This is a genomic window from Priestia sp. FSL W8-0001 (assembly GCF_038050335.1).
In the GTDB taxonomy this organism is placed as follows: Bacteria; Bacillota; Bacilli; order Bacillales; family Bacillaceae_H; genus Priestia; species Priestia flexa.
Map to the genome: position 1 here is coordinate 165,001 of NZ_JBBPAL010000001.1, position 17,208 is coordinate 182,208.

15 protein-coding genes (1 of these 15 only partly in view) are annotated in these 17,208 nt (G+C 38.6%); 14 read left to right on the top strand and 1 reads right to left on the bottom strand.

From position 1 onward, the window contains the following. Window positions 1-693: the 3' portion of an arginase gene (gene rocF / locus MKZ18_RS00960; RefSeq protein ID WP_025911471.1), read on the top strand. It extends 207 nt beyond the left edge of the window; 693 of the gene's 900 nt are visible here — the last part of the coding sequence; its start codon lies beyond the left edge, outside the window; it ends in the stop codon at window positions 691-693. 38 nt (window positions 694-731) lie between these two features. Here rocF and MKZ18_RS00965 read toward each other — a convergent pair whose 3' ends face one another. Further along, window positions 732-881, bottom strand: coding sequence for an aspartyl-phosphate phosphatase Spo0E family protein (locus MKZ18_RS00965; RefSeq protein ID WP_100346476.1), 150 nt, complete (start codon window positions 879-881; stop codon window positions 732-734). Between the two features lie 168 nt (window positions 882-1,049). On the opposite strand from MKZ18_RS00965, the gene sigW reads away from it, so the two are divergent. From sigW to MKZ18_RS01030, 13 genes are all read left to right on the top strand, one after another. Continuing rightward, window positions 1,050-1,613: an RNA polymerase sigma factor SigW gene (sigW, locus tag MKZ18_RS00970; RefSeq protein ID WP_025911472.1), complete on the top strand. Its 564-nt coding sequence runs from the start codon at window positions 1,050-1,052 to the stop codon at window positions 1,611-1,613. A 12-nt stretch (window positions 1,614-1,625) separates the two neighbouring features. Beyond that, window positions 1,626-2,243: an anti-sigma factor family protein gene (locus tag MKZ18_RS00975; protein WP_061786224.1), complete on the top strand. Its 618-nt coding sequence runs from the start codon at window positions 1,626-1,628 to the stop codon at window positions 2,241-2,243. Between the two features lie 191 nt (window positions 2,244-2,434). Further along, window positions 2,435-3,256 (top strand): diadenylate cyclase CdaA, encoded by an 822-nt coding sequence (cdaA, locus tag MKZ18_RS00980; RefSeq protein WP_061786223.1) that lies wholly within the window; start codon window positions 2,435-2,437, stop codon window positions 3,254-3,256. Next, entirely contained in the window at window positions 3,249-4,715 is a 1,467-nt protein-coding gene (locus MKZ18_RS00985) for a CdaR family protein (RefSeq protein WP_061786222.1), read from the top strand. The genes cdaA and MKZ18_RS00985 overlap by 8 nt, the downstream gene beginning before the upstream one ends. 34 nt (window positions 4,716-4,749) lie before the next feature. Beyond that, a complete protein-coding gene (glmM, locus tag MKZ18_RS00990; protein WP_025911477.1) occupies window positions 4,750-6,096 on the top strand; it encodes a phosphoglucosamine mutase in 1,347 nt (448 codons plus the stop codon). A gap of 424 nt (window positions 6,097-6,520) precedes the next feature. Next, window positions 6,521-8,323, top strand: coding sequence for a glutamine--fructose-6-phosphate transaminase (isomerizing) (gene glmS / locus MKZ18_RS00995; RefSeq protein ID WP_025911479.1), 1,803 nt, complete (start codon window positions 6,521-6,523; stop codon window positions 8,321-8,323). A gap of 432 nt (window positions 8,324-8,755) precedes the next feature. After that, window positions 8,756-10,336 (top strand): L-lactate permease, encoded by a 1,581-nt coding sequence (locus tag MKZ18_RS01000; protein WP_078990482.1) that lies wholly within the window; start codon window positions 8,756-8,758, stop codon window positions 10,334-10,336. A 78-nt stretch (window positions 10,337-10,414) separates the two neighbouring features. Continuing rightward, a complete protein-coding gene (locus MKZ18_RS01005; protein WP_025910564.1) occupies window positions 10,415-11,122 on the top strand; it encodes a FadR/GntR family transcriptional regulator in 708 nt (235 codons plus the stop codon). 41 nt (window positions 11,123-11,163) lie between these two features. After that, entirely contained in the window at window positions 11,164-11,880 is a 717-nt protein-coding gene (locus tag MKZ18_RS01010; protein WP_025910567.1) for a (Fe-S)-binding protein, read from the top strand. A 17-nt stretch (window positions 11,881-11,897) separates the two neighbouring features. Next, a complete protein-coding gene (locus MKZ18_RS01015) occupies window positions 11,898-13,322 on the top strand; it encodes a LutB/LldF family L-lactate oxidation iron-sulfur protein (RefSeq protein WP_025910568.1) in 1,425 nt (474 codons plus the stop codon). Further along, window positions 13,322-14,020 (top strand): LutC/YkgG family protein, encoded by a 699-nt coding sequence (locus MKZ18_RS01020; protein ID WP_035321018.1) that lies wholly within the window; start codon window positions 13,322-13,324, stop codon window positions 14,018-14,020. The genes MKZ18_RS01015 and MKZ18_RS01020 overlap by 1 nt, the downstream gene beginning before the upstream one ends. A gap of 451 nt (window positions 14,021-14,471) precedes the next feature. Next, on the top strand, window positions 14,472-15,089 hold the full coding sequence (locus MKZ18_RS01025) for an HAD family hydrolase (RefSeq protein WP_061786325.1): 618 nt from the start codon (window positions 14,472-14,474) through the stop codon (window positions 15,087-15,089). Between the two features lie 177 nt (window positions 15,090-15,266). Beyond that, entirely contained in the window at window positions 15,267-17,162 is a 1,896-nt protein-coding gene (locus MKZ18_RS01030) for a PTS mannitol transporter subunit IICBA (protein WP_061786326.1), read from the top strand. Window positions 17,163-17,208: the final 46 nt, after the last annotated feature.

Genomic DNA, 17,208 nt, shown 5'->3' on the forward strand with positions numbered 1-17,208 from the left:
GCTGTAGCAGATGCTAGTGAACGATTAGCGTCTAAAGTAGATCATGTTATTACAAATGGTAATTTTCCACTTGTACTTGGTGGTGATCATAGTATTGCTATTGGAACGTTAGCCGGTGTTAGCAAGCATTATGAGAATCTTGGAGTTATTTGGTATGACGCACATGGAGATTTAAATACGGCTGACACTTCTCCATCAGGCAACATACATGGAATGCCACTAGCAGCTAGTCTAGGCATTGGGCATCCAACGTTAACAAATATTTTTGGATACATGCCAAAAATTAAGCCTGAAAACATTGTGATTATTGGTGCACGTTCTTTAGATGAAGGAGAAAGAGAATTAATTAAAGAGATTGGCATTAAGGTATACACAATGCATGAAGTTGATAGACTTGGAATGGCACATGTTATGGAAGAGACAATTTCTTACTTGAAAGATAAAACAGATGGAGTACATTTGTCACTCGATTTAGATGGTTTAGACCCTCATGACGCACCTGGAGTAGGAACACCTGTTATTGGAGGAATTAGCTACAGAGAAAGCCATCTAGCTATGGAAATGCTAGCTGAATCTAACGTCGTTACTTCAGCTGAGTTTGTAGAAGTTAATCCCATCTTAGATGAGCGTAATAAAACAGCAACGGTGGCTGTTGCGTTGATGGGTTCTTTATTCGGCGAAAAATTACTATAAAAAAGAATCAGCTCTTGTTGTTGACAACAAGGGCTGATTTAGTTTGATTGCTTTGTATATTGGTTTAATAGTGTATCTAACTCTGAGCTTAACCTCAGTACCTCTTTAGAACATAGAGATGTTTGTTGTGCAGTATTTAACATCATGTGGCGATGCTCTTCAATTCGTTCCAGTAAATTTTTCTCCATCAGCGACATTCCTCACTTTATAATAGTCTTTTACTTCATAAATATCCCAATTTAAAAAATCTTAAACATAAACATCAAATTTTTGTTAAAATAATTAAGCATGAATGAAACTTTAATTAGAAGTAAACGTATATATACTATCCCGCAATGGGCGGAGGTCACTTTTACATGGAGTTATTATTAAAGCGGAAAATAAAAAAAGTAAAAAAAGGCGATCAAGATGCGTTTGCTGATATTGTAGAATATCATAAAGATAAGCTCTATCAGCTATGCTATCGCATGTTAGGTAATCGCGAAGAAGCGCAAGATGCGGCTCAGGAAGCTTTTATTCGAGCCTATGTTAATATTCACAGTTATGACTCATCCAAGAAATTTTCCACATGGCTATATCGGATTGCAACAAATCTTTGTATTGATAAAATTCGTAAAAAGAAGCCAGATTATTATTTAGATGCAGAAGTAGCTGGAACGGAAGGTCTTAATATGTACTCACAGATTGCTGCAGACCAAGCACTCCCTGAAGATGAATTAGAAAGAGGAGAGCTGCAAGACTTAATTCAATCTGAAATTTTAAAGCTACCTGAGAAATATCGTACAGTTATTGTGCTGAAATATATTGATGAACTTTCTTTGAAAGAAATTAGTGAAATTTTAGAGCTACCGATTGGTACTGTAAAGACAAGAATTCATAGAGGACGGGAAGCCTTAAGAAACAGACTTCGCCATTTGTAAGGAGTGAAAATAATGAAATGCTCAAGTTCCTATGTAAATCTAATCCATGAATACTTAGATGGAGATCTTACAAAAGAGAATGAACAGTTATTGAAGCAGCATTTACAGGAATGTGATGCATGCCAAGAACATTTTAAACAATTAAAGCGAACCATTGCTTTTGTTCAAAGCACTTCTCATATTGATACACCTATGAACTTTACGGCTAATATTATGGCAGGTCTTCCTAAAGAGAAGAGCGCTGTAAGAATGAATCGTTGGTTTACCAATCACCCATTTTTAACAGCAGCTGCTGTGTTTACGTTGTTAATGTCTGGGGCTACTTTTTCAGCATGGAATACTAACGAAGAGTTTGCAGTCTCTAAGCAGGATAACCTTGTGATTGAAAACAAGACTGTTATTGTACCAGCTGGCGAAGTGGTTAAAGGAGATGTTACTGTACGCAACGGTGATATAAAAGTAGAAGGAACGGTAGATGGAAATATTACAGTTATTAATGGTGATCAATACCTTGCATCTGCGGGGGAGGTTACCGGTGATATTGAAGAATTAGACCAAATGTTTGAATGGATTTGGTACAATGTAAAGAATGGTGTTAAAGACGCAGTTAACCTGTCAAATAATGAATAAAAACAAGTTCCCTTGACGGTAAAAATAAAGATTTGCTAAAGAATCGTCCCCGGTCATCACGACTATTGGACGATTCTTTTTGTAAATAAAAACCAATTGTTGTTATGTCTAACTAGTAGGGAATTTTAAATTTATGATATAATAAAAAAGTTATGTTTAATTGACTACATATAAATAGAGGAAGTGAGACGATGCCTTTTGGAGAGCTACCGATCTTCGCATATTTAGGAAATATAATCGATGTTCTCCTTGTTTGGTTTGTTATATATAAATTGATAATGGTCATCAGAGGTACGAAAGCTGTACAGTTACTCAAAGGAATAATCGTCATCGTTGTTGTACGCTTTATTAGTAACTTCCTGGGCCTAAACACATTACAATGGTTAATGGATCAAGCCTTAACATGGGGATTTTTAGCAGTTATTATTATTTTCCAACCTGAAGTTCGCAGAGCGTTGGAGCAATTAGGAAGAGGGAGTTTATTTTCTAAAGCTAGCCTTCCTGAAGAGGATGAACGCGCATTAACAATTGAAGCTATTACAAAAGCTACGCATTATATGGCAAAGCGTCGTATAGGAGCTTTAATTTCGATTGAGCGAGAAACAGGAATGAATGATTATATTGAAACAGGTATTCCGCTAAATGCCAATGTTTCATCAGAGCTATTGATTAATTTATTTATTCCTAATACGCCATTGCATGATGGAGCCGTTATTTTACAGCGCAATCAAGTTTCAGCTGCAGCTTGCTACTTACCACTTTCCGAAAGCCCCTTCATTTCAAAGGAGCTAGGAACTCGTCACCGAGCAGCTGTTGGTATTAGTGAAGTAACAGATAGTATAACGGTTATAGTATCTGAAGAAACAGGTGGTATTTCTGTGACAAAGAATGGTGAGTTATATCGTGAGTTAACAATTGATACGTTAAAAGAAATGCTTGAGAAAGAGTTGGTTAATACTTCAAGAGCATCTTCTTCAGCTCGTTGGCAATGGAGGTCGAAGAAGAATGGATAGATTATTAAACAATCCTTGGATCATGAAAATAATTGCGCTTCTTTTAGCTTTGATGCTTTATCTATCTGTTAGCATCGATAATCAAGATACAAATACAATCCTTGGTACAAGTAAATCATCAGGAACAGGTACAGAAACCATTACAAATGTTCCTGTGGAAGTCTCCTATGATCAAGATAATATGATTATTAGCGGTGTTCCAGATACGGTTAATGTTACTTTAGAAGGTTCTAAAAGTGCTCTTCAACAAGAAAAGCTAAAGCAAGACTTGGAAGTATATGTGGATTTAAATAACTACGGTTTGGGAGAGCACCAAGTAGAATTACAACACCGAAATATTTCGGATCGTCTGGATGTTAAAATTGATCCGCAAGTCGTAACAGTTAGCATTGAAAATCAACAATCACAAGAATTTCCAGTAGAAGCAAGCTTTGATAAAAATCAGGTAAAAAAAGGTTATAAAGCGGGCTCTGCACAAATTAGTCCAGAGACGGTAACGGTTACTGGAGCTAAGAGTCAGCTATCGCAAGTAGCCTATGTAAAAGCTCTTGTTGAATTAGATAACGTAAGTAAAGATGTAAATGAACAAGCAGAGGTAGTAGCATTTGATAAAAACCTGAATAAGCTAGATGTAGCTATTGAACCAGAAGTAGTTAATGTTACAATCCCAATTGAAAATAGAAGTAAGAAGGTTCCGATTAGCCTTGAGCAAACGGGCACCTTAGGCGAAGGAATTGAAATTACAGATCTTTCTTTAGATAAAGATGAAGTAACCGTTATTGGTGAAAAAGACGTATTAGATTCTATCTCGTCAATTGATAATATCCCAGTCGACGTGACGGGGATTTCCAAAACTTCCGAAGTAAAAGTTGATGTCCCTGTTCCAGAAGGTGCAGATAGCGTTCAGCCTAAGCAAGTTACAGTGAGTGTAAACGTAAAAAAGCTGGATGAAGAAGAGGAAGAAGAAACTGACGCAGAAGAAACCTCTGTAGCCGAAGAAGAGAAAGATGGAAAAAAGTCGTTTGAAAGCTTGTCAGTGTCATTAAATGGTCAAAACTCCAAATATAAATATGAAATTTTATCTCCTAAAAACGGAGCGGTACGAGTTGACCTATCAGGACCACAACAACAGCTAAGAAATGTTACTCGAAGTGATATTGGTATATCTGCCAATGTCGCAAGGTTAACACCTGGTGAGTTTTCGGTTCCTATTTCTTTAACGGTTCCAAGCGGGATTGAAGGCACTCTTTCTACAAAAACGCTACGAGTGAAAGTTAGTGAAAGAAACCCTTCAGATGAAGAAGAACAAAACCCTTCTGAACCACCAGAAGAAGGCGGTAATAATAATCCGGACGAGCCTTCTGATCCGTCTGATAATACCGGATCTAACGAAGAGGATGAAGGTAACGTTGAAAACAATGCAAGTAACGAAGAAAGTGGCTCATCATCCGCAAATTAAATATACACAATGGACATAAAAGGAGAGAAAAAGAATGGGTAAGTATTTTGGAACAGACGGTGTAAGGGGTGTTGCAAACAGTGAATTAACACCTGAGCTTGCATTTAAAATTGGTCGTTTTGGAGGATACGTATTAACAAAAGATACAGAACGACCAAAAGTCCTAATCGGTCGCGATACGCGTGTATCAGGGCATATGTTAGAGGGAGCTTTGGTAGCAGGTCTTCTGTCTATCGGAGCGGAGGTAATGCGCTTGGGTGTAATCTCAACTCCAGGTGTTTCTTACTTAACAAAAGCGCTGGGTGCACAAGCAGGGGTTATGATTTCTGCTTCACACAACCCAGTGCAAGATAACGGAATCAAGTTTTTTGGTCCAGATGGATTCAAGTTATCTGATGCTCAAGAAAATGAAATTGAAGCATTAATTGATAATCCAAAAGATGAGCTACCAAGACCTGTTGGTAAAGATCTTGGACAGGTAAATGACTATTTTGAAGGCGGTCAAAAATATCTTCAGTATCTGAAGCAAACAATCGATGAAGATTTTTCTGGCTTACACGTTGCGCTTGACTGTGCACATGGTGCGACTTCATCTCTAGCAGCACATTTATTTGCAGACTTAGATGCTGATATTTCAACAATGGGTGCATCTCCAAATGGATTAAATATTAACGAAGGTGTTGGTTCTACTCACCCTGAAGCATTATCAGCATTTGTGAAAGAAAAAGGTGCGGACGTAGGATTAGCTTTTGATGGTGACGGAGACCGACTAATTGCAATCGATGAAAATGGTGACATTGTAGATGGCGATCAAATTATGTTCATTTGTGCAAAGTATTTATTTGAACAAGGGCGTTTAAAACATAACACGCTTGTCTCTACGGTTATGAGTAACCTTGGATTCTACAAGGCTCTTGAAGCAAACGGAATTGAAAGTGCTCAGACAGCGGTTGGAGATCGCTACGTGGTAGAAGAGATGAAAGTACATCAATACAATTTAGGTGGAGAGCAATCAGGTCATATTATCTTCCTTGATTATAACACGACAGGAGACGGTATGTTGTCTGCGATTCAGCTTGTAAACATTATGAAGGCAACAAATAAAAAATTATCTGAACTAGCAAACGAAATGACAAAGTTTCCACAGCTGCTTGTAAACGTGAGAGTAACGGATAAACATCACGTAACTGAAAACGAGAAGGTAAAAGAAATAATTACCGAAGTAGAAAAAGAAATGGCTGGAAACGGTCGCGTTCTTGTTCGCCCTTCAGGTACAGAGCCACTTGTGCGCGTAATGGTTGAAGCACCAAGCCAAAATGAGTGTGAGACTTACGTAAACCGCATTGTTGAAGTTGTAAAAGAAGAAATGGGACTAGAGTAATTCATCATTCTATGCATAAGCAGTGACCACATGAGCTGCTTATGCATATTTTTATATTATGCCAATTGTACAAAGCGGCACGCAAAAAGGCCTGTTTTTACTATTGGTAATAAAGATAATTGACGATTTCTTATGCTTTGTTGTAAGATTAAATCTGTTCGTCTCTAGTTTACAAAAGGAGGGAATGTTAAAAATAATTTAATATATGTAAAAGCGCCTGAACTAAGTCTGAGACGACAGTGGCTTAGTTGACGAGGAGGAGGTTTATCGAAGTATCGGCGGATGCCTCCCGGTTGTTGATTATCACAATCGAAAGCTTAATGTGAAAAACAAAGGGGTGACTCTTTGGACAAACGCATTAAGAAGATAATCGTTATTGTGAAGAAGGTAACGTTCTTCATTACTTTAAGGAGGATTACAATCTATGTGCGGAATTGTAGGTTATATTGGAACTCAAGATTCAAAGGAAATTTTATTACGTGGTCTTGAAAAATTAGAATATCGTGGATATGACTCAGCGGGTATTGCAGTTGTTAATGACGGTGGCGTACACGTATTCAAAGAAAAAGGACGTATTGCTGAACTACGTCAATCAGTCGATAATAACGTTGTAGCACCAGCTGGTATCGGTCATACGCGCTGGGCAACACACGGTGTTCCAAGCCGTGAAAATGCTCACCCACACCAAAGTCATAACGGTCGCTTTACGCTAGTTCACAACGGAGTTATTGAGAACTACGCAATCTTAAAGCGTGAGTATTTACAAGATGTTGAATTCAAAAGTGAAACGGATACAGAAGTAATCGTTCATTTAATTGAAAAAATTGCAAGTGAAGGATTAGAAGTAGAAGAAGCATTCCGTAAAGCGGTAAGCTTACTACACGGTTCTTATGCACTAGCATTAATTGATAATGAAGATAAAAACACAATTTATGTTGCTAAAAATAAAAGTCCGTTACTTGTTGGTTTAGGTGAAGGCTTTAACGTTGTAGCAAGTGATGCAATGGCGATGCTACAAGTAACAAACCAATATGTAGAGCTAATGGATAAAGAAACAGTAATCGTAACAAAAGAAGCTGTTACAATTAAAACATTAGATGGTGAAGTAGTAGCGCGCGATCCTTACACTGCTGAATTAGATGCAAGTGATATTGAAAAGGGTACGTATCCTCACTACATGCTAAAAGAAATTGATGAGCAGCCTCTAGTAATGCGTAAAATCATTCAGCAATATCAAGGTGCTGACAATGAACTTCATGTTGATGAGGATATTGTAAAAGCAATGAACGACTCTGATCGTGTATATATCGTTGCTTGTGGAACAAGTTACCATGCTGGATTAGTAGGAAAACAATTCATTGAAACTTGGGCGAAAGTTCCAGTTGAAGTCCACGTAGCGAGTGAGTTTTCTTACAACATGCCACTTTTATCTGAAAAACCACTATTCATCTTTATTTCTCAAAGTGGTGAAACTGCAGATAGCCGTGCAGTTCTTGTTCAGATTAAAGAGCTTGGTCACAAAGCATTAACAATTACAAACGTTCCGGGGTCAACTCTATCTCGTGAGTCAGATTACACGTTATTATTACACGCTGGTCCAGAGATTGCTGTTGCTTCTACAAAAGCATATACTGCTCAGCTAGCAGTACTTTCAATTCTAGCAGCAGTAACTGCACAAGCACGTGGCATTAAGCTTGATTTTGACTTAATGCAAGAACTAGCGATTGTTGCTAATACAATGGAAGTTCTATGTGACGATAAAGAAGAAATGGAAAGCATCGCTCTTCAATTCTTAGCAACAACGCGTAACGCATTCTTCATCGGACGCTCTGTTGACTATTACGTTGGATTAGAAGGTTCTTTAAAGCTTAAGGAAATCTCTTATATCCAAGCAGAAGGATTTGCTGGTGGAGAGTTAAAGCACGGAACAATTGCGTTAATTGAGAACAATACGCCTGTTATTGCCCTTGCAACACAAGAGCATGTAAACTTAAGCATTCGCGGAAACGTAAAAGAAGTAGTAGCGCGCGGAGCTAATCCTTGCATTATCTCAATGAAGGGCTTAGAAACAGAAGAAGATCGCTATGTAATTCCAAAGGTACACGAAACATTAGCACCTTTAGCAGCGGTTATTCCATTACAATTAATTTCTTACTACGCAGCTCTACACCGTGATTGTGACGTAGATAAACCACGTAACTTAGCTAAGTCTGTTACGGTTGAATAATAACTGATTAGTTTTTTAGATCATAAAAAAGAAGGAGAATAACCAATAGGTTACTCTCCTTCTTTTTTTATTTAAATTAATAAAAATTACAAAAAAGTTAATTTATTCTATATTAAAATTACGATAGATATAAAGGAGGTTGAGAATGGAGGTATTTGCCTGGTTTTTAATTTTATTTCATATAGCTGTTGCACTCTTCTGGATAGGAAATTCTTCTTATCTCTTTTCAAAAGGTGAAGTAATGAAAATAGATACTCGTTAAAAAATGATAAACGAATAAAAATTACTGCTAAACTTGCTTTTATGATAAAAAATGCAAAATTCCCCATTGTCTATTTATGAAATTTATGTAACTATATTAATAAGGTCATCAGATGACCTTATTAGATATGAGCGCTTAATAATATAAGTCAACTAGGGGGAAGGGTTTATATGTTATTGTTCATTGCGCTAAGTGCGATCATTGCGCCATTTTTGTTTCTTGTAGTTCTAAGGATGTCAGCTGCTAAAGGAATGGCATTGAGTTCAATTATCGTCATATTGTTAGCGCTTACTATCTGGGGGATGGAAGGGAAAGTAATTTTAGCATCAATTTTTCAAGGAATACATAAAACATTTACGATTTTGTGGATTTTATTCGGTGCATTGGTATTGTTGAATACCCTTCGAAATACGGGTGGAGTTGTTCGAATCAATCAAGGCTTTCAAAGCATTTCAGCTGATATGCGTGTCCAAGTAGTTATTGTAGCTTTTTTATTTGGCTCACTTATTGAAGGAGCCGCTGGTTTTGGGACACCGGCGATGGTGACAGGCCCGCTATTATTGGCTCTGGGTTTTCAACCACTGGTGGCCGCCACCATTGCGCTAATTGCTGATAGTACAGCCGTTATGTTTGGAGCAGTGGGGACGCCAGTAGCAGTCGGACTCAGTAATATTCCAAGCGCAGATATTAATTTCTTTAAAGAAATTGCGGTGCAAGTCACAAGTTTAGACTTATTGGCGGGTGTCTTTATTCCATTTATTTTAATGGTTGTATTAACCACATTTAGTCGCAGTGGTATAAAAGATGCGCTGCAAATGTTTCCATGGACGTTCCTCATCGGAATTGTATATACGGGAAGCGCATTTCTGATTGCTAATTTCTTTGGGCATGAATTTGTCTCCATTTTAGCCTCTCTTATTACGTTAATTGTAGCAACTTTGACAGCAAAGAGAGGAATCTTATTACCTAAAGGAGAATGGAAAAAGGTAATGAGGAAAGATTTCAAGATAGTGGAAGATAAAGCGGAAATGGGCATTTTAACAGCATGGGCACCGTATATTATCGTTGTAGTCTTATTGCTGTTGACTAGAGTTATCCCAGGACTTAAGCAATTTGCGTTAACTGCTATTGACTTAACCTGGACGGATATTTTAGGAGTACAAGGTATTGTTTCTAAGTGGGAGTTTTTATATTCTCCAGGAACGATTCTAACTTTGGCAGCTGTGTTTGCTTTTCTTATTCAAAGAAAGTCTTATAAAACATTTTTGCAAGCATCAAAAGAGTCACTAGGTACAATGAAAATCACAGCGATTTCACTCATTGCAACGCTTGCGATGGTACAGGTGTTTGTTAATTCCGGACTGAATCTAAACAATTTAAATAGCATGCCAGAATATATTGCAGAATCATTAGCGAGTTCTTTGGGGTCAGTCTGGATTTTTGTAGCGCCATTCCTTGGAAAACTTGGGGCGTTCATCACTGGAAGTGCAACGGTATCCACATTAACCTTTTCACCAATCCAATATAATGTTGCCCAGGCAATTGGGTTAAACTTAAACACTGTTTTAGCAGTTCAACTAATTGGTGCTGCAGCGGGAAATATGATTTGTGTTCACAATGTGGTGGCTGCTAGTGCTGTTGTTGGTTTATCTGGTAAAGAGGGGGAAATTATTCGCAAAACGTTAGGAACAGCAGTTGTATATGTAGTATTAGCGGGTATAGCGGGGTTTCTCTTTTTAAATGTTTTTTAAATAAGAAAAGCAGGGTTCCCATTGTATTCTCTTATAAGTAAATCTATATAATAGAGAGATAGATGGGAGTTGAATGAAATGAACTATAAACGTGTTCGTGGAAAAAAAGCATATGAGGAAGTAGCTGAAACACTAATTGAATTAATTAAAGCGGGAGATCTAAAGCCCGGTGATAAATTAGAGTCTGTTGAAAAGTTAGCAAAAAGCTTTGATGTAGGGACGTCAACTATTCGCGAGGCTTTAAGTGGCTTACGTACAATGGGGCTAGTAGTAGCGAGGCATGGAGAAGGTACATTTGTAAATAACTTCGATCCTTCTAAATTCCAGTTGCCTGTTAACATTGCTTTTTTAATGAAGATTGAAGATATTAAGGAACTTTACAAAGTTCGTGAAATTTTAGAGCTAGGTACGGTAGCTCAAGCAGCAGCGGTGCACGAAGAAGAGGACCTATTAGCGCTTGAGAAAGCATTGATTGTAATGGAGAATGCAAGTGGGAATGAAGAGTTAGCATCAAGCGCTGATTTAGACTTCCACTTGGCCATTGCGAATGCGACACATAATAAATTACTTATTAATTTAATGAGCAGCGTGTCGTCGTTGATCTCTGAGACGATTCAAGAAACGAGAAAAGTATTCTTATATTCAGGTAATACAGTGGAAGATTTAAAAGTAGAGCATCGAAGAATCTTTGAAGCTATTAAAAATAGACAGCCGAATGAGGCGAGTGAAGCGATGCTTGAGCATTTACAAAATGTTCAAAGCCGTCTCTTTACATATATTGAATGATGTAACGGGCTGTTTACCAAATTTCTGAGAGGTGAGCAAGTATGAAAGTTTCCTTATTTAGTACATGCCTAAGTGACATTCTTTTTGCCAATGTCGCTAAAGATACGCTTGAAATCCTGGAACGATGCGGCTGTACAGTTGATTACCCTATGGAGCAAACGTGCTGTGGCCAACCAGCGTATAACAGCGGATACTTACAGGAAGCAAAGCAGTCAATGAAGCAAATGATGAAAGCTTTTCGTCATTCTGAATATATAGTTGGACCATCAGGATCATGCATTAGCATGTTGAAAGAGTATCCGGCTGTGTTCAAAGGAGATGTAGAATGGGAGAAAGAAGCAGAAGCTTTTGCAGCTAAGTGCTATGAGATTACTGAATTTCTTGTAGATGTATTAAACGTTACAGATTTAGATTCTTCGTTTAAAGGAAAAGTCACGTTTCATTCTTCCTGTCATATGAAACGACTGTTAGGAGTAAAGGAACAGCCTAAAGTACTGTTGAGAAATGTAAAAGGTGTAGAATTAGTTGACTTACCTTGTGAAGAAGATTGCTGTGGATTTGGTGGTACGTTTGCTGTGAAAAACTCTGTTATTTCACAAGAGATGGTTAGTGAAAAGTCACGCCACGTATCAGAAACGGAAGCAGAGTATTTAGTGGGCGCTGATATGGGATGCTTAATGAATATTGGCGGTCGCATGAGTCGTGAAGGAAAAGAAGTTAAAGTCGTTCATATTACGGAGATTTTAAACACTCATTAAGAAACGGAGGAATGGAGATGAGCGTCAAAATTGGTGAAATTCCATACAAAGAACGAATTCAAAAAGGAATTGCAGATGATTTCATGAGGCAAGCTGTTTCCTCCGCTCAAGGAAGACTTCGAAATGGGCGACTGAGTCAGGCAGAAGCATTGGGAAACTGGGAAGATTGGAGACAGCTAGGTTCTGAAATTCGCACGCATACATTAGAGAATCTAGACTACTATTTGCAGCAACTAAGCGAGCAAGTAGCTAGACGAGGAGGAAATGTCTTTTTTGCAGAAACAGCAGAAGAAGCAAATGAGTATGTTAAAAGTGTGATAAAAAAGAAGGAAGCGAAAAAAGTTGTTAAATCAAAATCGATGGTAACGGAAGAAATCGGTTTAAATAAAGCGCTCGAAGAAGTAGGTGCTGAAGTTGTTGAATCTGATTTGGGCGAATGGATTTTACAATTGGATGAAGATCCACCTTCCCACATCGTAGCTCCTGCTCTTCATAAAAATAAAGGGCAAATACGAGAAACGTTTGCTAATAAAAAAGGATATGATGGCTCAGATACCCCGGAAGAGCTAGCAGCGTTCGCGCGAGAACAACTTCGTCAAGATTTTTTAGCGGCTGATGTGGGGGTTACAGGATGTAATTTTGCTATTGCAGAATCAGGTGCTATCACGCTTGTTACCAACGAGGGAAACGCAGAAATGGTCACAAGCCTCCCGGACACTGTTATTACAGTAATGGGAATGGAAAGAATTGTTCCAACTTGGGAAGAGATGGAGATACTTGTTAGTTTGCTAACGCGAGCAGCGGTTGGACAAAAGCTAACGAGCTATATCACTGCTATTACAGGGACAAGGCTTGATGAAGAAGTAGATGGTCCAGATGAATTTCATCTAGTTATTGTAGACAATGGCCGCTCGAAAATTTTAGGAACAGAATTTCAATCAGCACTTCACTGTATTCGCTGTGCAGCCTGTATTAACGCATGCCCTGTTTATCGTCATATCGGAGGGCATGCTTATAACTCAATTTACCCAGGACCGATTGGTGCAGTCATTACGCCGCTTTTAGAAGGCTATGATGATCATAAAGAGCTTCCATATGCATCGACGCTATGTGCAGCGTGCTCAGAGGCATGTCCTGTTAAAATCCCACTGCACGAGCATTTGGTTCGCCATCGTCAAATCATTGTGGAACGAGAAAATAAAGCACCTATGGCTGAAAAGCTCATGATGAAGGGATTTGCGAAGTGGTCAGCAAACCCATCTCTTTATAACTTAAGTGCAAATCTCGCTAAGCCTGCTCTTAGACCATGGACAAAAGAGGGCATGATTGAAAATGGACCGGGCCCATTGAAAGATTGGACGAGTGTACGTAATTTCTATGCTCCTGAAGGTCAGTCGTTCCGTGCTTGGTTTAAGCAACGACAGAAGGAGGGGGAGTCATAATGATACAGAATAGAGAGGCTTTTTTAGATAAATTAGCTACTACTTTAGGTAGAGAAAGAAGAGTCGAAGGTGTACAGCGTCCAGACTGGAGCGTTACACCACAGCATGACGTATTTAAAGATAAGACACAGGATGAGCTTGTCGATATTTTACAAGAGCATTGTAAAGTTATTCACACAACGTTTAAGCGAACAGGCCGTGAAGGGTTGCTTGGCGTTCTTGCGGAAACAATTAAAGGCTATAATGGGAAGTCGTTGATTACTTCAAACGACTTGCGACATGAGGAATACGGGTTAATGGACTTTTTTGATAGAAATGCTGAAGATCTTCATGTCCATATTTGGGAGGCTGAGAAGGGTAAGGTAAATCAACAAATTGCAGAAGTAGCTGACGTAGGTCTGGTGTTTAGCGATGTCACGCTTGCAGAGTCAGGAACGGTAACGCTCTTTCATAATAAAGATCACGGCAGATCAATTAGTTTGCTACCGAAAACGTTTGTTGCGATTATTCCCAAGAGTACGCTGGTACCTCGAATGACCCAAGCAGCTACGCTTATTCATAAAATGCAGACCCAAGGTGAAGACGTGCCTTCTTATGTGAGCTTTATTACTGGACCAAGCAATAGTGCTGATATTGAGATGAACCTGATTGTTGGTGTACACGGTCCTGTCAAAGCAACTTATATTGTAGTCGACTAACTTCTAGTGGGAATTTCCGTCTAATAGTTATGAAAAGGCTGTTTTTTAGGTAAGGTTTTATACTAGTGTGCTATAGATTTTGGTAAAGAGACTGAGACATAAGTAGTTCAGCCTCTACTATACCTGAACGATTGAGAGTTCATAACTTTTAATCGTTCAGGTTTTTTTGTTGATTGTGAAAACAATGTTGGAAACAGGGTGGAATGGAGCGTAGGACACTCGACTCCTGCGGGAAAGAGAGGGAAAACTGAGATCCCGCAGCGCAGCGAGGAAGCTCAGGTTCCTCCCCGCGGAAAGCGAGTGGCCGTAGCGCAATGGAACGAATGTGTTGAGACAAATCAAAGAGATGGGAACAGCTAGTGTTCGTCTTTTAGAGGCAATCATTTTGTTATGTCCCAAACTCTTCTTTATGTTTATAATGACGGTAAGACGAACTAAAGGGGGTGACTAGATGGATAGTATAATCTTTGACTTAGACGGAACGCTCTGGAATTCAATTGGAACAGTAGCTATCGCTTGGAACGAAGTCATTAAGAAGAGCAATTATGTTGAAAGAGAAGTAACAGAAAGAGCCTTTGAACAAACCATGGGTCTTCCATTTCAAGAAATTGCTCAAAAACTATTCCCAGAATTAGATGAACAAAAGCAAAAACAGATTCTAGCGGAGTGTTGTGAAGTAGAGAATACTTATTTGGAAAAACACGGTGGTAATCTGTATCCACAAGTAGAAGAAACGCTAAAAGAGCTCTCTAAAAAATATAAATTGTATATTGTGAGCAATTGCCAAGCAGGCTATATTGAAGCTTTTTATAACTATCATAAGCTAGATGCACATTTTATTGACTTTGAAAATCCTGGGCGCACAGGTTTATCAAAAGGTGAGAACATTAAGCTCATCATGAAGCGTAATAAATTAAAAAGTTCTGTGTATGTAGGAGACACACAAGGAGATTTTCAAGCAGCTCAGTATGCGGGTATTCCATTTGTCTACGCATCGTATGGATTTGGCGAAGTTGAAGCGCCTGATTATACAATTGGTACGTTTCAAGAGCTAAAAGAACTGTTTTAGCAGCTCTTTGGGTTTAAGATATATGTATGCCAATGCGCGCCGTTTCACAGTCTATATACATAAATATACCTTTGTCTTGAGAGGATGTGACAAAGTTAGCTTTCTTCTTCATTGAATGTAAGCGGTTCATATCCTAACATTATAAGTGTAATTATGATATAGAAAGGAAGAGAGCACATGGCTCAATCAAATATAAAAGTAGGCGTTCAAAAGTTTGGTAACTTTTTAAGCTCAATGGTAATGCCAAATATCGGGGCATTTATTGCCTGGGGTCTAATTACGGCACTATTTATTGAGAAAGGCTTTTTTCCAAATGAAGAGCTTGCTAAGCTTGTTGGACCAATGGTTACGTACTTATTGCCCCTTTTGATTGGTTATACTGGTGGTAAGCTTGTTCATGACCAGCGCGGTGCAGTTGTTGGTGCCATTGCTACAATGGGAGTTATTGTTGGAGCAGATATTCCAATGTTCCTTGGAGCGATGATTGTGGGTCCACTTGGTGGGTATGTTATTAAGAAATTTGATCAGTTAATTGACGGTAAAATTAAAACAGGCTTTGAAATGCTTGTAAACAATTTTTCGGCAGGTATTTTAGGTGGCGTATTAGCCATTTTAGCTTTCTTAGGTATTAGTCCTGCAGTAGACGCGTTTACCCAAGCGCTAATTGTTGGTGTAGATTGGTTAGTAGGTGCTGGATTACTTCCACTAACAAGCATTTTAATTGAACCAGCAAAAATTCTATTCTTAAATAATGCAATTAATCATGGAATCTTATCGCCAATTGGTGCAGAGCAAATTCGTACTACTGGCCAGTCTGTCTTGCTACTTCTTGAAGCAAATCCAGGCCCTGGTCTAGGCGTACTGTTAGCTTATTGGTTCTTTGGGCGTGGAACAGCGAAGCAATCTGCTCCAGGTGCAGCAGTTATTCACTTTATTGGAGGTATTCACGAAATTTACTTCCCGTATGTGTTAATGCGTCCAATGCTTATTATTGCGACAATTTTAGGAGGTATGAGCGGTGTATTCACGCTTGTACTGCTAGGTGGAGGTCTTCAAGCAGTTGCATCTCCGGGTAGTATCTTAGCTATTTTAGCTGCAACGCCAGGTAATGCAGGAAGCTACATCGCAAACATCGCAGGGGTTCTGGTAGCGACAGTCGTATCGTTTATTGTTTCAGCGTTTATCTTAAAAACAGGTAAGCAAACAGAAGATTTAGATGAGGCAACGCGCAAGATGCAAGAGATGAAAGGTAAAAAGAGTTCGGTTGCTGGTTCAATTGTGACAAATAAAGCAGCTTTACCACAAGGTGTTAACAAGATTGTATTCGCTTGTGACGCTGGAATGGGATCAAGTGCAATGGGAGCATCATTACTTCGTAAAAAAGTAAAAGAAGCCGGTTTAGATATCTTTGTTACAAATACAGCAATCAGCAATATTCCGAGTGATGCTCAAATTGTTATTACACAAGAAGAGCTTACTCCACGTGCTCAAAATAAAATTCCAGAAGCATATCATATTTCAGTAGATAATTTCTTATCTAGCCCTGAATATGACAAGCTTATTAATAAGCTTAAAGATGATTCTTCAGCGGAAGGGCGAGCTCCTGAAGTGGAGGAAGTAGTGGAATCAAGTCAAGAAGATGATAGCTTACTGCGCGAAGAGAATATCTTCCTTAATCAAGAGTTTAACAACAAAGAAGAAGCGATTCGATTTGCAGGGGAAGTGCTTGTAAAAGGTGGTTATGTGGAAGAAAGCTACATTGAAGCCATGATTGAGCGTGACAATATGACGTCTACGTATATGGGAAATGATGTTGCTATTCCACACGGTACAGAAGAAGCGAAAAAGAACGTATTAAAATCGGGATTCACTGTGCTACAAGTTCCAAATGGCGTTGATTTTGATGGTGAAAAAGTACGTTTAATCTTTGGTATTGCTGGTAAAGATGGTACGCACCTCGAAATTCTATCAGGTATCGCAGTAACATGTTCTGTCATGGATAACATTGAAAAAATGGTTCAAGCTAAATCAGCTAAAGAACTTAAAGCAATTATTCAAGGTGAGCTGAACTAAAGAAGTAAAAGAGTAGAAAGGCATGTGAAGTGCCTTTCTATTCGTT

Bases quoted from the DNA above. Each gene is read 5' to 3' on its own strand.
- cdaA (WP_061786223.1), top strand. From the start codon at position 2,435: ATGCCTTTTGGAGAGCTACCGATCTTCGCATATTTAGGAAATATAATC.
- MKZ18_RS01020 (WP_035321018.1), top strand. From the start codon at position 13,322: ATGATACAGAATAGAGAGGCTTTTTTAGATAAATTAGCTACTACTTTA.
- MKZ18_RS01010 (WP_025910567.1), top strand. From the start codon at position 11,164: ATGAAAGTTTCCTTATTTAGTACATGCCTAAGTGACATTCTTTTTGCC.
- MKZ18_RS01005 (WP_025910564.1), top strand. From the start codon at position 10,415: ATGAACTATAAACGTGTTCGTGGAAAAAAAGCATATGAGGAAGTAGCT.
- sigW (WP_025911472.1), top strand. From the start codon at position 1,050: ATGGAGTTATTATTAAAGCGGAAAATAAAAAAAGTAAAAAAAGGCGAT.
- MKZ18_RS01030 (WP_061786326.1), top strand. From the start codon at position 15,267: ATGGCTCAATCAAATATAAAAGTAGGCGTTCAAAAGTTTGGTAACTTT.
- MKZ18_RS00975 (WP_061786224.1), top strand. From the start codon at position 1,626: ATGAAATGCTCAAGTTCCTATGTAAATCTAATCCATGAATACTTAGAT.
- MKZ18_RS01000 (WP_078990482.1), top strand. From the start codon at position 8,756: ATGTTATTGTTCATTGCGCTAAGTGCGATCATTGCGCCATTTTTGTTT.
- MKZ18_RS00965 (WP_100346476.1), bottom strand. From the start codon at position 881: ATGGAGAAAAATTTACTGGAACGAATTGAAGAGCATCGCCACATGATG.
- MKZ18_RS00985 (WP_061786222.1), top strand. From the start codon at position 3,249: ATGGATAGATTATTAAACAATCCTTGGATCATGAAAATAATTGCGCTT.
- MKZ18_RS01015 (WP_025910568.1), top strand. From the start codon at position 11,898: ATGAGCGTCAAAATTGGTGAAATTCCATACAAAGAACGAATTCAAAAA.
- MKZ18_RS01025 (WP_061786325.1), top strand. From the start codon at position 14,472: ATGGATAGTATAATCTTTGACTTAGACGGAACGCTCTGGAATTCAATT.
- glmS (WP_025911479.1), top strand. From the start codon at position 6,521: ATGTGCGGAATTGTAGGTTATATTGGAACTCAAGATTCAAAGGAAATT.
- glmM (WP_025911477.1), top strand. From the start codon at position 4,750: ATGGGTAAGTATTTTGGAACAGACGGTGTAAGGGGTGTTGCAAACAGT.